This is a genomic window from Synechocystis sp. FACHB-383 (genome assembly GCF_014698605.1).
Taxonomy (GTDB): domain Bacteria; phylum Cyanobacteriota; class Cyanobacteriia; order Cyanobacteriales; family Microcystaceae; genus Synechocystis; species Synechocystis salina.
Genome location: NZ_JACJTJ010000014.1, coordinates 19,323 through 33,883, shown reverse-complemented (window position 1 = coordinate 33,883; position 14,561 = coordinate 19,323). Strand labels below are relative to the sequence as shown.

The following is a 14,561-nucleotide window of genomic DNA, read 5'->3' as shown; positions in this document are numbered from 1 at the left end:
AATCCCCGGCAATCCTAGGATAGACCCTGGGCAAACTAGTTCACAGTGTTTATTGTTTTTCCTGGGGCGATCGCCGGGGGCAAAGCTCAATGTTATCAAAACTCCATAAAAAAACTGCAAAAAATCATCCTGGCTGAATGGAAGTCAAAAAGACTAGAAAACGGGATCAAACAATAACAAAAAATCAATTCACCCTGCCCATGGCAATAGTTTTAAGGTTAACAAAAAAAATAGAATTTACCGCAATCAATGGGGAAATTCCCAGAGGATGCTCCCAACTCCAGAAGCAGAAATCTTGCCAGAAAAGCTTTTTCTGTTACTATACTTAACAAGTAACTACTTTTCCCATAGTCCGGGGACGGCTTTCCAAAAACCAGAGATTGGTGGCTTGCCGCTGCTGTTCTCCCCTGGAACGAGGGGGAAAGGTAATTAGTGTTACGGCATTTTACCGACGGGTTAAGTAATCTTTAACAAAGATTTATGAGCCGTCGCCGTAATTGCCCCCACGGGGGAACGCGATGTCTGCGGACTCGCCCAGGACGTAATCAATTTTTCTGTACCGATATTAGCGGTGAAAAGTTTTATTCAACGTACTAAACTGCCCCGGCGGGAATTAACTTGGGCTCCAGGAAGTCGGGTACATTAGCCGTACTAGACCAGCCCAATAGTTACTTTGTTTGATTCTTTCTTTTGGAGACCGCTGATTTTATGAATTCATCCCTTGTGATCCTTTACCACCGTGAGCCCTACGATGAAGTTAGGGAAAATGGCAAAACGGTATATCGGGAAAAGAAGAGTCCCAACGGGATTTTGCCCACCCTCAAGAGCTTTTTTGCTGATGCAGAACAGAGTACCTGGGTGGCCTGGAAGCAGGTGACCCCAAAACAGAAGGAAGATTTCCAAGAGAAAATGTCCATTGAGGGCCTCGGCGATCGTTGCACAGTGCGCCGGGTGCCCCTCACAGCGGACCAGGTGAAAAATTTCTATCACATCACCTCCAAGGAAGCTTTTTGGCCGATTCTCCACTCCTTCCCCTGGCAGTTCACTTACGACTCTTCCGATTGGGAAAATTTCAAACGAATTAATGAAATGTTTGCCACGGCGGCCTGTGAAGATGCCGATGACGATGCCCTATTTTGGGTCCACGACTACAACCTCTGGCTGGCGCCCCTTTACATTCGTCAGCTCAAACCCAACGCCAAGATTGCCTTTTTTCACCACACTCCTTTCCCCAGCGTTGATATTTTCAATATTTTGCCCTGGCGGGAGGCGATCGTCGAAAGTCTGCTGGCTTGTGACCTCTGTGGTTTTCACATTCCCCGCTATGTGGAAAATTTTGTGGCAGTGGCCCGCAGTCTCAAACCGGTGGAAATCACCAGACGAGTTCCCGTAGACCAAGCTTTTACCCCCTACGGCACTGCCCTGGCGGAACCGGAATGCACCACCCAGTTGCGCTATGGCGATCGCCTAATCAATCTTGATGCTTTTCCTGTTGGTACCAATCCGGCCAATATCCGGGCGATCGTGGCCAAGGAAAGTGTGCAACAAAAAATCAGCGAAATTAAACGGGATCTGGATGGCAAAAAACTAATCGTTTCCGCCGGTCGGGTGGATTACGTCAAGGGCACGAAGGAAATGCTGATGTGCTATGAGCGTTTACTGGAACGTCGTCCTGAACTGCAGGGAGAAATTAGCTTGGTGGTGCCGGTGGCTAAAGCAGCGGAAGGGATGCGTATTTACCGCAACGCCCAAAACGAAATTGAACGGCTGGCAGGGAAAATTAACGGCCGCTTTGCCAAACTGTCCTGGACGCCGGTAATGCTCTTTACCTCCCCCCTCGCCTACGAAGAATTAATTGCTCTGTTTTGTGCCGCAGACATTGCCTGGATTACCCCTCTGCGGGACGGTTTGAACCTAGTGGCGAAGGAGTACGTGGTGGCTAAAAACGGTGAAGAAGGGGTCCTGATCTTGTCAGAATTTGCCGGTTGCGCTGTGGAACTACCCGATGCGGTGCTGACTAATCCCTACGCTTCTAGCCGTATGGACGAATCCATTGACCAGGCCCTGGCCATGGACAAGGAAGAACAGAAAAAACGCATGGGGAGAATGTACAGCGCCATCAAACGCTACGACGTTCAACAATGGGCCAATCACCTGTTGCGGGAAGCCCATGCCGATGTGGTGCTAGGGGAACCCCCCCAGATGTAGGCGATCGCCAAGGCCGGTTGTTGTCGGCAGTTTGTAGCCCAAGAACCATTGTCCCAACCCCCTAAAAATTCCCCAGAGTTAAAGTTTAGGGGGCTTTTTTCCATTCAATTGCACGATTTATTCCTCATTGGAGCATTACCCAGCCATGCGTAATTTCCCAGAAATCCAAAATACGGCCTATGACCTAATTGTGATTGGGGGAGGTATTAACGGGGTTGGTACGGCCCGGGACGGGGCCCTACGGGGCCTAAAAACCCTCCTGATCGAAAAGGATGATTTTGCCAGTGGCACTAGTAGTTGGTCCACCCGCTTAATCCACGGTGGTCTGCGCTACTTAGAATATTTTGAATTTAACCTGGTGCGGGAATCGTTGCGGGAGCGGGAAGTCCTACTCCACACCGCCCCCCATTTAGTACATCCCCTGCAGTTGACCATTCCGGTGTATGACTGGTCGAGCCGAGCCTATTGGGAAATCCAAGCGGGCATGATTCTCTATGACATTCTCAGTTTTGATAAAACCCTCCCTCCCCACCGGATGTTGCGCCCCCAACAGTTCCAGCAGTTGTTCCGGGCGGCGGAAAAACAAGGCCTGAAAGGGGGAGCCCAATATTTTGATGGCCAGGTGGAGTATGCGGAACGGTTGGATTTAGAAGTAACCCTATCGGCCCAAAAGGCGGGGGCTGAGATGCTCAATTATGTGGCTGTGACCGGTTTGGAGAAAGGGGAAAATAATCTGATTACCGCCATCCATTGTCAAGATCAACTGAGCGGAGAAAAATTTACTGTTAATAGCACCCAGGCGATCGTTATCAACACCGCTGGCCCTTGGGTAGATGAGATTTGCGGTTTAGCCCGTCGGGATTCTGAGCCTGTTGCCATTGTCAACGAAAGAAAAATTGGCGGCACCAAGGGTAGTCATATTGTGGTAGATCCCTTCCCTGGCGCTCCGGCTTCCGCTTTATACGTGGAAGCGTTTGTGGATAAGCGGCCCTATTTCATCATTCCCTGGCTAGGTAAATATCTGATTGGCACCACCGACCACCGTTATGACGGCTCCCTCGATCAGGTTAAAGCCAGTGATGACGAGATTGATTACCTCATTGCGGAAACTAATCGGGTGATGCCGGCAGCCCAGTTAACTAGGCAGGACGTGCGCTTCACCTATTCCGGGGTACGACCTCTGCCCTACACCGATGGTAAAAAGGCAGGCAGTATTACCCGCAATCATATTCTTTACGACCACAGTGCGGACGGAGTCAATAATTTAATTTCCCTGATTGGCGGTAAATTGACTACCTATCGTCAGGTGGGGGAAGAAATGGTGGATAAGGTCTATACCAAGCTGGGACGCTCTGCTCCTCCCTGTCCCACCCTCACCCAACCCTTACCAGGGGCAGAGGCCTATTCCCTGTCCTTGGAAACTGCCATGGATAAATACGGCGATCGCCTGGAACGCCATTCTATTCAACATTTATTTTGTCTTTACGGTGCCAGGGCAGGAGAAGTTTTGGCTTTAGTGCATGGGGCACCGGAGTTGGGGGAACGAATTGTTCCTTCCTTGCCAGATATTAAGGCTCAGGCGGTTTTTGCCGTCCAAGCAGAAATGGCCCATACCTTGGTGGATATTTGCCGACGACGCACGGCGATCGCCATGGTGACGGACGATTACGGCTTTAGTGCTCTGGCCGGCATTTGCCAAACGTTAATGGACCACTGTGGCTGGAGCCAGGGCCAATGTGATGAGCAAATTCAAAAGTACCATGAATATATGAAACAAAACTGCATTCCCGATTATTGTCTCAACTAAAAAGGTTTAGAAAAAGCCTCAACTAAATGGGGGGCTTTGAAAACACTCTTTGCGAGGCTGGCAAACCTTTGACTTGCTGCCCACAGTGCATGGAATCTCGATAGGATCACCCAAGGAACTCTCGCCTAGAATTGAAGTTATGGAGGGCGAGCCGCAGCCGCTTGATTTTTGCAAAACAGTGCCCTAGGCTAATGGCCGAACTCTCGTTCTGATGAATCATTTCCATTATTGTTTTTCTGGGTTTTGGTGTGAAAAGCTGGATTCTCTTCTCGGTATTAGTTCTGGCGTTAGCTGGTTGTGGTCAAAGGGGAGGTTTGCCCTGTGTGGAAACGGAACAACTAGGCGATCGGAGGACAGAACAGCAAGAGGCCCCAGGGCCCTTTGAAAACCTGAATGTGCTAGTGGGGGTGGATGCCAGTGAGTCCATGGTGGGGTTTGTCAGCCAACCCGGTAGTCGCTACGGCCAGGCGATCGCCTCTTTGCACACACTGCTACAAAACAAAAATCTGCCCACTTCCTACTGGCGGGTGGGGAGCAATGACACCATTAACCAAGCCCAATCTATTTCAGCGGCTCAATTCCTAGCAGCCAGTAAAGCGCCCTTTTATTGTCGTCGCGATCAACCCACTGCCGACTATCCCTGTGTTTCCAGTACCTTGGGGCAACTTTATGAATTAGCAACCGAGACCACTAATGGAGCAAATCCAGCTCCAGAAAATGACAATGGTGAAGAGGGTAGCGACAATCCCACCGCTCCCCGTAGTCTGAAAATTTTACTCACTGACCTGGAGCCTGACGATGCCGCCGTCGGTCAAATTTCCGGGTTAATTAGCAAAGAGCTGAAAGAAAATCCTAACTACAAGGCCGTACTTTTAGGGGTTCGTAGTCAGTTTCGGGGCAATGTCTACTCTGCCAACGCTAGTTATCCCACCTTTGTTTATAATACCGCTGGCCAAGATGTGGACCAAAAAGGCCGACCATTTTTCATCTTGATGACTGGGCCCCAGGACACGGTGGATGAATTAGTGAAGGAATTCCGTCGGCTTCCCCTGGATGTGAACAAAGCCTTTCGAGCCTCCGCCTTTGAACTGGGCCAGGCAGATACAGTCACCCTGGACAATAGTTCTTTCAATGATGAGATCCAGGAATGCGTTATTGAAATTGGTTCTGTGGATAGACAAAGGCCCAACCAAGACCAGGAAAGGGATTGGCTCATGGTCGAACAAACTAATTGTGGCGAAAATTCTTCCCCCCCTTTGCCTCCTTTGGAGTTAAATATTCCTTCTAAAAGTACCGTTTCCCTCACCGGCGGCGAGCTAACCCCGGATCTTTTCAACGTTTCTGAACCCTTTGTGTCAGTGAAAAAAGCAGAAATTGTTCAAAATCCAGGGGCAGAGGATGCCCGCCTTTTATTAACGGCTGTTTTTGATGGCAACAAGCTACCCCAGGGACAAGGCAAACTGGTTTACATCACCCTTGGCGATCGCCAGTTGGATCAAGCGGTGTGGCAGGATTGGGATATGGACATCGGTAATCCTAACGGTGCCAAAACCCAAAATTTACTACTTTTCGTTTCAGGATTGCGGGGGGCCGTGGCCAATGACCAGGACGCTGTTAAGTTTTGTCTCGGCTACAGCCACTATTAGCTTACTTAATCAAAATTTTTGCTAATCTTCACGTATTAGTTCGTCAGGATAGGGGTTATGAAAATTGCGGAGATAGTGGCCCTCGTGGTGACAGTGGCGATCGCCACCATGGTAATTTTTGGGCTCCAGCCATGGCTATTGGGCGGAAGCGGACTGCCTTTGAGCTTATCTCGGGGGAACTTGGACAAATGGGCCGCAGAAATATTATTTCCCACCCTTTACCTGGTGTATGCCCTGGGGGCACTGCTACTCCTGTTCTGGATTGCCAAAGCCCTCAGTGGTAGTTTTACCAAGGCCCAAGACGTACTCAAAACTGTTGGTCTCTGGTGGATTTTCGCTATTCTCCTGGGGGTAGTGACCATGCTAGCCCTAGTGGGTCTGAGTTTCTTCAACGGTTGGTTTGATGACACCCGTAACCTAGAACCCTTCTTCTGGTTACTGGGCTTCATTGTTGTCGATGTGTTGTTAATTTTTTGGCTGCCCACAGCCCTGGCTACCCCCAAATCCATGCGCTACGTGCCACCGGGGTCAATGTTGTTACGCAAAATTTATGGAGGTTAGAGCTTAGACCATGCGAAAAATCTATGCCATCGGTGTGGGCGGCAGTGGAGCTAAATGTGTGGAAGCGGCCATCTTTCTCCATTCCCTGGGCCTGTACGGTGAGAACTCGGAACTCAGAATTTTATTGGTCGATGCGGACACTTCCAACGGCAACTCCCAAAGGACTGGGGTAAATTTTCGCACCACCGATGATGCTCAAAAAGCTTTTGGCCAAGGGAAAAGTCCCTTAATGGACGGGCAATTTTTCCACTACGGCACCTGGAATCCCCTGGGAGATCAAATTCACAACACTAACTTGGCGGGGGTTTTCAATAAACAAGCCCTACGGGCCAGTGCTCCCCCTTTGGCAAAATTGTTTGATGCCCTCTACAGCCCAGCGGAACAGGAGGCAGATTTAGGGGTGGGATTTCGGGGCCGGCCCCCCATCGGTTCAGCGGTGATGAGTCGGTTGGAACTAGATAGTCTACAACAAACCCAGGCCGGCGGCTGGCAACAGTTATTCAATAATCTGACCACGGATTTGGGCGTCGGCAAAGGCAATGATGTGGTGGTGCATTTCTTTGGCAGTATTTTCGGGGGAACTGGTGCGTCTGGAGTTCCTACCTTGGCTAAATTAGTTAGTAATCAGTTAAGACAGGACAATCTCCGGGTGCGTATCCACGCATCTTTGCTGTTGCCCTACTTTGCCTTTGAGCGTCCCGATGACGGAGATCAGACCGTATTTGCCGAAACTCGCTTTTTTGCCCTCAATACCCAAGCGGCGTTGCAATATCTAACGGAACAGTCGGAGGGTTGTTTCGACAGTGTGTATTTAATTGGGGACAATGCCCAAACCAGATACGACTCCCACACCGGGGGTAAAAACCAGGAAAATGGCGCCCATTTTGTGGAGTTGTACGCCGCCTTGGCCGCTAACCATGGTTTCGATCAACCGATGGGGCAAACGGTGGCCCATTACATCAGTCGGGGGGATATCAATAATCTGATTTGGACGGACTTGCCGGATGACGAAATCGCTAAATTAGCCCTCAGTAAGGGAGTGCGCTTTGCCTACGCTTGGTTCTACAACTTTTCTTTGGAGTTGGAAGCGGCCCGGAAGTTGGGTGGTAAAAAGTTTGCCAAGGGCGCTCCTTGGTTCCAGTACTTTTTTGCTCTTAGGGCAGGGGAAGGGGACAAACCCCTGGTGGAAGATGCCCAGGAAGTGGCCAAAAATGATCTACTCACAGCCTGGGCTAGGAAGTTTTTGCAATGGGCCCAACAGGTGTCCTCCGCCCACGTCAATGGGGAACAACTTTTTCAGTTAAAACATTTGGATGATTTAAACCAAAGCCCTGGTTATCGTGAACATCTCCATCAATTAATTATTGATAAAGAACGTAGTCAAGCGGTCCAAAATGGCGATCGCCTAGATACCATTAAGAACCGTTTGGCCGATGAGGGCAAAAGTTACGACAATGGCGTTTTTGGTTTAGCCCACGCTCTGTTTGCTTTGCTTTAGATTGGGATGGAAAACGTTTGCCATTTGAGGGATATAACCATGCTAGCCAATGCTGAAATTAACTATCAAACTCCCCAAGAATACCTAGATTGGGAAGCCCTGCAAGAATTTAGGCATGAATATCTGGATGGGCAAATTTTAGCTATGACTGGCGGAACCATTGCCCATAATTTAATCGGTCTGAATTTGGCGACTTTACTAAAAAGTCATCTTCGGGGCACTGGTTGCCGAGTGTTTATGGCCGATGTCAAGGTAAAAGTGGCCTTGGCGAGTTCTTTCCATTATCCCGATGTGATGGTTAGTTGCGATGACAGAGAGCAAGAGGCAGTGCAATTTATTCAATTTCCTTGCTTTATTGCTGAAGTTTTATCCCCTAGCACGGAGGCCTATGATCGGGGTGAAAAGTTTCGTCGTTACCGACAATTACCAAGTTTGATGGAGTACTTGTTGGTTGACAGTAACAAAATGGCAGTGGATCTTTTTAGTCGTAATAGTCAAGGGCGTTGGGAACTAATTAGTTATGAAGAAGGGGATTTATTATCTCTAGAAACCATTAACTGGGAATGTTCTTTAGCATCCCTTTATGAAGATGTTATCGGAGGCAAAAAATGATCGATACCTACCTGGTGGAAAGGGATTTAATTTTTTCTGCCCTTGACCGAGTGGCAATTTGTGACAGTCCACTTACTAGCAATGATCCAATTATTTCCCCCCAATTTCCCGACATTAATTTATCTGTTAATCAGCTTTTTGATTATGGCAACTAGAACTTCTTTTAGTCAATTTAACTTGGCTGATACTCTGACAAAACTCAGAGCTGATTTGGCGGAACTTTATGGGGATAGATTGGCGAAAGTTATTCTTTTCGGCTCCCAGGCTAGGGGAGAGGCAGAAACCACTTCTGATGTTGATATTTTGGTGGTATTAAAAGGTAAAGTTGATCCCGTAGCAGAAATTAATGCTAATAGTAATTGGTTAAGTGATTTTTGTCTGGAGACAGAGCAGTTAGTTAACTGTCTTTATTTATCACATGCAGACTTTGCCCATGAGGACACAGCCTTGCTAAAGAATATAAAGAGGGAGGGGATTTTACTATGAATAAGGAACAGTATTTAGGGGATTACGGTAGGCCTGATTATATTTCCTGTGAAGAGGCTCAAATTCAAATCACCAATGCCTGGGAATTTTTAAAATTTACTCAAGATTACTTGGGCTTTAATAATACAGAATAATTATCTACCTTTTTGTTATTTTCATTTTCTTATTTTTATCTTGTCTTGTCTAATTTTTCTCCTTAAACCCTTTCCCAACTATGGCTAACCAACCCCTACTTCCCAAAACAAATCAAGATTTTGCTGGTGGTGCCGCTCCGGGGGAGTGGATTCCCAATGGGGTGGGTTTGTTCAACACGTTGGGTAATAGTTTGGAGTTTGAGGCGGGGGCTTACCGGGAAGTAAATTCTATCCCCAGTCCCTGGTCCCGGCCCTTGCAGTTAATTTCAGCTTTTCGCAACCGGCAGTACCCCAGTCGGGATTGGCTAATTGAGCAATATCGGGGTCTGTTAACGGCCTTGGCCCTGGCGGAAAATTTAAATCTTCAGATCACTGCCACCCAAGTACGGCTAAAGGATTATCAAGATAAGGAATTTGCCCGTTGTTTATGGAAATTGCGTCCCAACGATAGGGACAATGTGTTGCCGATGGCGCCCCCCGATGGCCCCTGGGCGGAGTTGTATTTGTTTGAACTAGACGGGGTGGCGATCGGTATGACCAGTCCGGCCACCATTGTCTGCCCCACGGGTTATTTTCACGATTCCTTAAGTCGGCGCATTGCTTGGATTAAAAATGGCTTTTTCACCAATCCTATCAATAACGGCTTAGCCCCCAATCAAAAGGAAGTGTTGTTGCCTTGGCTGGAAAATTTAAAAGGTACCTTGATGCGTAATCCCCAAAATGAGGATTTAGCGGGGCGGGTCTCAGGGGTGATAGACGACTATATCAGGGATTTGGGTGTCACCACCAGTAATGTTTTTCGACCCACCACAAAAAATCTACCGTTTGGCATTCCCCTTGCCCCAGAACTTTTTCGAGCACTTGATCCAGCGGAGGCGGTGCAAACTCCTTCCAATGTGCGGGCAATAGCTTCGGTTGGTCGCAATCCTAGCAAGCAACTTTACATTATTGATCCAATACAGTTACCAAGTCTTCTGGCCAAACAACCCCAGGAAATTAATGTCATTGATGCATCTCCGTTACTCAATTTTGACCCCAATCTTCACCGCCGTTCTGATGCCATCTTTGCCACTCCAGCAGATATTTTTGAGCCTAATCTTTATTTCCACAAAACCAAAGGCTTATTGCCCGGCACATGGTTAGACCAAAAATTAAATTTGGATAATCTGACTATCCTGCTACCCTTTAAACCTTTTCTGCGGGAATATTTCACCAGTGAAGATTTGGAAAAACAGGTGGAGTTAAGTCCCGTTTCCACTCCAGAAGGCCCAGGGGTAAGGGTTTCGTTAACAGTGCAAATATCGGGGTTCGATCGTCCTGTGGCCTACACCATGTCCCAGGAATATCCCCTCAAGGCGGAAAACGAAATTAAGCAAGATTTTCCCACCCTCGCCCTCTGGCCCAATGTGTCCCCCGCTTTGTGGAAGGAGTATTTCCTCCTGGTGGAAACTACAGAAGAATATGGCGAGTTGGCTTTTCGGGTGGATCAACCTACCCCCAATGCCCAGTCAAAAAATCGGCGATCGGGCCAGGAAAGTTACCAGTACTGGAAATGTGATGCCTACCCTGATGTCCTCCTGGCGATCGATAAAAATGCCCAACCATTGGGTTTGATTCCTCTGCGGGTGCCCAAAGCCCAGGGGGGTAATGCGACCACTTGGACAGTGGGAGTCGATTTCGGTACTTCGTTTACCAATGTTTATGTGCGGAAAGGCTCCAGCGGCGCTCCAGAAAGATTACAGTTACAAACTAATTTGCTCAAAATTACCCATAGTTTGGAGGATATTCAAACAGTAATTTATCGAGAGTTCTTCATTCCTGATCTGCTTTTACCAGAAGGAAAAAATCCTCCCATGTCAACGGTGCTAACAACCAGAGGATGGGCAGAAAGTGAAGGGGAAATTCCCAATTTAATTACCAATGCCCGCATTTATGTTCCCCGCCTGGACAAGTATGAGTTTGACAAGGAATATATCAAGACCAATATTAAGTGGAAACAGGTGCAATACCAGCGACCTTTCCTGGGGCAATTGGTGCGAATGATTTCTGCTAAAGCCGCCCTGGAAGGAGTCCGCAACATTGAATGGAGTGTATCTTATCCGTCCGCTTTTTCCCCCATGGACATCAATCGATATAACGGAGCTTGGCAACAGGTATTAAAAGATTTAGATATAACTTCAAATCAAAATCATAATTTACAGGGACAGAGTATAAAAACAGAAAGCATTGCCTTTGCACAATTCTTTGGCGATGTTTTGAGTAAGCATTTAATTTATACTACTTGTGTGGATATTGGCGGAGGTACATCGGATATTTCCGTTTGGCAAGATAATCAACTGGTTCATCAAGCATCAGTTCCTTATGCGGGAAGGGATATTTTTCACAGCATTTTAGAGCCTAATCTGGCCTTTATTGGTGACATTTTTGGTCTACCTCCAGAAGCAGGAAAATCAGTGGCTAAAGTGTTGGGAAATCAGCGTAACTTTAATGCTTCTTTGGATATTTATCTACGAGCCAATTCAGAGAGAATTTTATCTGAAGGCTACATTATGAATGCAGATAAGCCTCGTAATCGTCAGTTTCGCACTTTGCTAGCATTATCCTTCGGTGGACTTTTCCACTATTTAGGGATGATACAAAAAGAACTAAAGAAAGAGAAACTTTTTAATGACTCTAGTATCATTACGTCAATTTTAATGGGAGGCAACGGATCTCGTTTCTTGCATTGGTTGACTCCTAGTGGTGTCTATACCCAAAACTCGGAAATTAACGATCTAGCCTGTGGTATCCTGATGCGAGCTTCTGATCTAAATAAAAATCCTGACCTATTAACTCTCTCCCCTCAACCTAAGGAAGAAGCTTGTGGTGGATTAGTCGTATCATCAGAAGGGACTAAGCTAAGTGGTTTTTTAAGTAAGAAAAAAGATTATCCTTTTACCGGAGAAAAATGTTTCATAAATGGAGAAGCTTTTACTTCTAGTAACCGTTTGAATGTTTTAGATCGTGGCTGGGAAGAAATTAATTCTTTTGAAATCACTACCTATGATCAACTGGAAGAATATTTGAAGAATTTTAACGACATCTTACGAGAAGAATCTATCCAAGAAATTGATCAGCTCAGAAACTTCAATCAGGGCGGTCTCTTTAGTATGGATAGCGACTTCCGTATATTGCTAGAAGCGAAAGTTAAACAGGCTTGCTTAAGGAAAGTAGGGCCTACATCAGAATTTGAAATTGATCCTCCATTTCTAATAATTTTTAAATGTTTTATTGCTATTCTCGCCGAACAATGGTCTAAAACTGTAGGTTAAATAAATGAAAATTATTAACAAATTTATACACACTTTTGTGCTTTGTAATTTGGCAGTATTTAATTATTGTTCTTTAGCACAAGCTTTGATAGATCAACCAGAACCAAATCAGCGAGTAAATCCATATTTCATTGGCACAGATGATCAAACAAATAGAACTGAGTTTGCAATAGATCAAAGTGAAACAATTTTACGGATAACTCGAAATAATTCCTTGTTAATAACCGCGTATCTAGGTATAAGTAGTGATTCTCAACCTAAAGAAAATAGAGCAATTTCAACAATTGCTGGAATTTGGAAAGGGCTAATAAAGTTTAAAGCTCCCTATTTAGTCTCACTTTTATTGCTGTTTATTTTACTGAGCTTATATGTCTGGTGGCTGGATAAAAAGTTGCAGGAACTAAAAGAAAAAATCAAGAAAAATTACGCATTGACTAAAAGTTATCAGGACAAAATAGCCAGTGATCTTTCAGTAGTCAAAAATTATTCAGATAATCTATCTCGTCAACTTGAGAAAATAATTCGGGAGATGAATAAAATCGAGAAGGGGATTATTCAACTAAGATCAAACCGGTCAACGTCTCAACCATCAAGACAGTATGGCCAGGAATGGGACAGTGCATCTGACTACAACGACTATAATTATGACCCAGCAAGGGGGTCAGCATTTCCAGGGAAAGTAGAAATTTCTCCCTCAGATACTTTAAGTATAATTGTAGAGAATTTTAATAAGGGCCATGAAAGCCACTTTAATAATGACTTATTTTTCTTTTTAAAGCCGACTTCTGCTACCAATTTAGGGAGTCAGGGTGTCGATATTAATGCTTCAGCAAAAGTGGAATTTGAAAGGGCATCGGACAACACAGCCCAGGCTTCTTATATTGGGTTTAAACTTGATGATCAAAACACCTATATAGTTCCAAATTTGTTTAATAAACGTTGGAAGCAAGTAATAACTAATGATGATAATAAAATTTTTGAATGGTACGATTCTAGCTATGTTTTGGTTGAACCAGCAATGATAGAAAATACTGGAAATGATATTTGGCGATTGATCAAGTCTGGGAGGTTTGATTGATTTCGGATCAATGTTAAACTTTAAATATATTCCTATTCTTGCTATTCCAATAATCTGGATCATTCAACCGGTTAATGCCCAGGAAAATAATCCTTGTCCAGTGATGAGGGATTATCAGATGTCATTTTCTGATTTTAATTTGGATGTTTACGACATTCCCAATATCAATGGTGAAATTATTGCTGAAATCCCCGCCGGTAGAAGATTTTCGTTATCCGACATATATCCGAAATATTATGATGGCTTTTGCTGGTATGAAATTGTCACTTTTTCCGTAGATGAAAGGGGTTGGATTAGTTTACAACCAAGGGAAAGCCAAGTTAATAATCCTCCTTACTATCAAGATGAACCGATCAGTCCAACTCTTACTCCGACGCCGACCCCTACAGTAAATTCGAATAGGGTAGAAACTACCGCTGAAATTGGTGCTCAGAAAAATCAAGATTTAATTATTACAATTTATTGGTTTATTGCTGGGGCCATCGGTTTGAGCATTATCATCGGCAAGTTGGCAGTTGATTTGTTGAATAATCTTTCGACTAAGCCTACTAAAAATAAATCTCTCAAGCAAATAGGAAGTCAAACTTTAAAAAAACTTAAGGGTTCTAGGGTTAATGGCCGTGCAAAACGAAAAGTTATTAATGTCACCCAAACTGACATTGATTTGCCAGATGAAGCCGAAGAAAATACACCAAATTCAATTATTGGAGCAGATGTCTATAGTCATTTCTTAGCAAATGACTTTACCCAAATCAAAAACAATGTAAACACTGATCAAGAGAACATTGAAGACTTGAGCCAACCTTTAGGATTAAGTTTAGAATATTGCATCATTAATTTTAACCAGGGCAATAAGGCTTTTTTTGATGATCCGTCCCAGTTTCAATATCTTAAGCCCACAGCAAGTGTTATCCATGGCAAAGTAGGAAATCTTGGTCTTGGCGATCGCCAGGAGTTTGAAGAAGGAGAAAAGAGTCAGGCTTCCTATTTAGCCTTTACCATTGGGGAAGAAATTTGGTTAATTCCGAATCTTTTGCTGAGCCGCTGGCAAAGATTACTGGCTAACAATTCTTTTTTTGACAGTTACTCTAATTTACAAAACCCTAAATTAGTCAAGCCCGCTAAACTCGTCCTAGTAGGCGATCGCCGTTGGCGAATGGTCGAGAAGGGCGTGTTTAATTAAAATTATTAACAGTAAGAAATAAATTAAACAATATGGC

12 protein-coding genes and 1 pseudogene are annotated in these 14,561 nt (G+C 45.2%); all 13 read left to right on the top strand.

Annotation, left to right across the window (positions count from 1 at the left end):
• Nucleotides 1-163: 163 nt before the first annotated feature.
• Nucleotides 164-433 (top strand): annotated as a pseudogene (gene ggpR, locus H6G45_RS19765) (glucosylglycerol biosynthesis transcriptional repressor GgpR); the annotation flags it as partial.
• Between the two features lie 275 nt (nt 434-708).
• Entirely contained in the window at nt 709-2,208 is a 1,500-nt protein-coding gene (gene ggpS, locus H6G45_RS03090; RefSeq protein ID WP_190596508.1) for a glucosylglycerol-phosphate synthase, read from the top strand.
• Between the two features lie 145 nt (nt 2,209-2,353).
• On the top strand, nt 2,354-4,015 hold the full coding sequence (glpD, locus tag H6G45_RS03085; RefSeq protein ID WP_190596506.1) for a glycerol-3-phosphate dehydrogenase: 1,662 nt from the start codon (nt 2,354-2,356) through the stop codon (nt 4,013-4,015).
• 248 nt (nt 4,016-4,263) lie between these two features.
• Nucleotides 4,264-5,661, top strand: a complete 1,398-nt coding sequence (locus H6G45_RS03080; protein WP_190596504.1) for a lipoprotein — start codon at nt 4,264-4,266, stop codon at nt 5,659-5,661.
• Nucleotides 5,662-5,718: 57 nt separating this feature from the next.
• Nucleotides 5,719-6,222 carry a hypothetical protein gene (locus H6G45_RS03075; protein ID WP_190596502.1) on the top strand — a complete coding sequence of 168 codons (504 nt, stop codon included), beginning with the start codon at nt 5,719-5,721 and terminating at the stop codon, nt 6,220-6,222.
• A 10-nt stretch (nt 6,223-6,232) separates the two neighbouring features.
• Nucleotides 6,233-7,720 (top strand): hypothetical protein, encoded by a 1,488-nt coding sequence (locus H6G45_RS03070; RefSeq protein WP_190596500.1) that lies wholly within the window; start codon nt 6,233-6,235, stop codon nt 7,718-7,720.
• A 39-nt stretch (nt 7,721-7,759) separates the two neighbouring features.
• Entirely contained in the window at nt 7,760-8,332 is a 573-nt protein-coding gene (locus H6G45_RS03065) for a Uma2 family endonuclease (protein WP_190596498.1), read from the top strand.
• Entirely contained in the window at nt 8,329-8,487 is a 159-nt protein-coding gene (locus H6G45_RS03060) for a hypothetical protein (protein WP_190596497.1), read from the top strand. Before H6G45_RS03065 ends, H6G45_RS03060 begins: the two co-directional genes overlap by 4 nt.
• Nucleotides 8,477-8,818: a nucleotidyltransferase domain-containing protein gene (locus tag H6G45_RS03055; protein WP_190596495.1), complete on the top strand. Its 342-nt coding sequence runs from the start codon at nt 8,477-8,479 to the stop codon at nt 8,816-8,818. The genes H6G45_RS03060 and H6G45_RS03055 overlap by 11 nt, the downstream gene beginning before the upstream one ends.
• Nucleotides 8,815-8,952 (top strand): hypothetical protein, encoded by a 138-nt coding sequence (locus tag H6G45_RS03050; protein ID WP_190596493.1) that lies wholly within the window; start codon nt 8,815-8,817, stop codon nt 8,950-8,952. Before H6G45_RS03055 ends, H6G45_RS03050 begins: the two co-directional genes overlap by 4 nt.
• Before the next feature lie 80 nt (nt 8,953-9,032).
• The gene (locus tag H6G45_RS03045) at nt 9,033-12,263 is read left to right on the top strand and encodes a hypothetical protein (protein WP_190596492.1); all 3,231 of its coding nucleotides are present in this window, start codon (nt 9,033-9,035) and stop codon (nt 12,261-12,263) included.
• A 4-nt stretch (nt 12,264-12,267) separates the two neighbouring features.
• Nucleotides 12,268-13,341, top strand: a complete 1,074-nt coding sequence (locus H6G45_RS03040; RefSeq protein ID WP_190596490.1) for a hypothetical protein — start codon at nt 12,268-12,270, stop codon at nt 13,339-13,341.
• 10 nt (nt 13,342-13,351) lie between these two features.
• A complete protein-coding gene (locus H6G45_RS03035; protein ID WP_190596488.1) occupies nt 13,352-14,524 on the top strand; it encodes a hypothetical protein in 1,173 nt (390 codons plus the stop codon).
• The last annotated feature ends 37 nt before the right edge of the window (nt 14,525-14,561 follow it).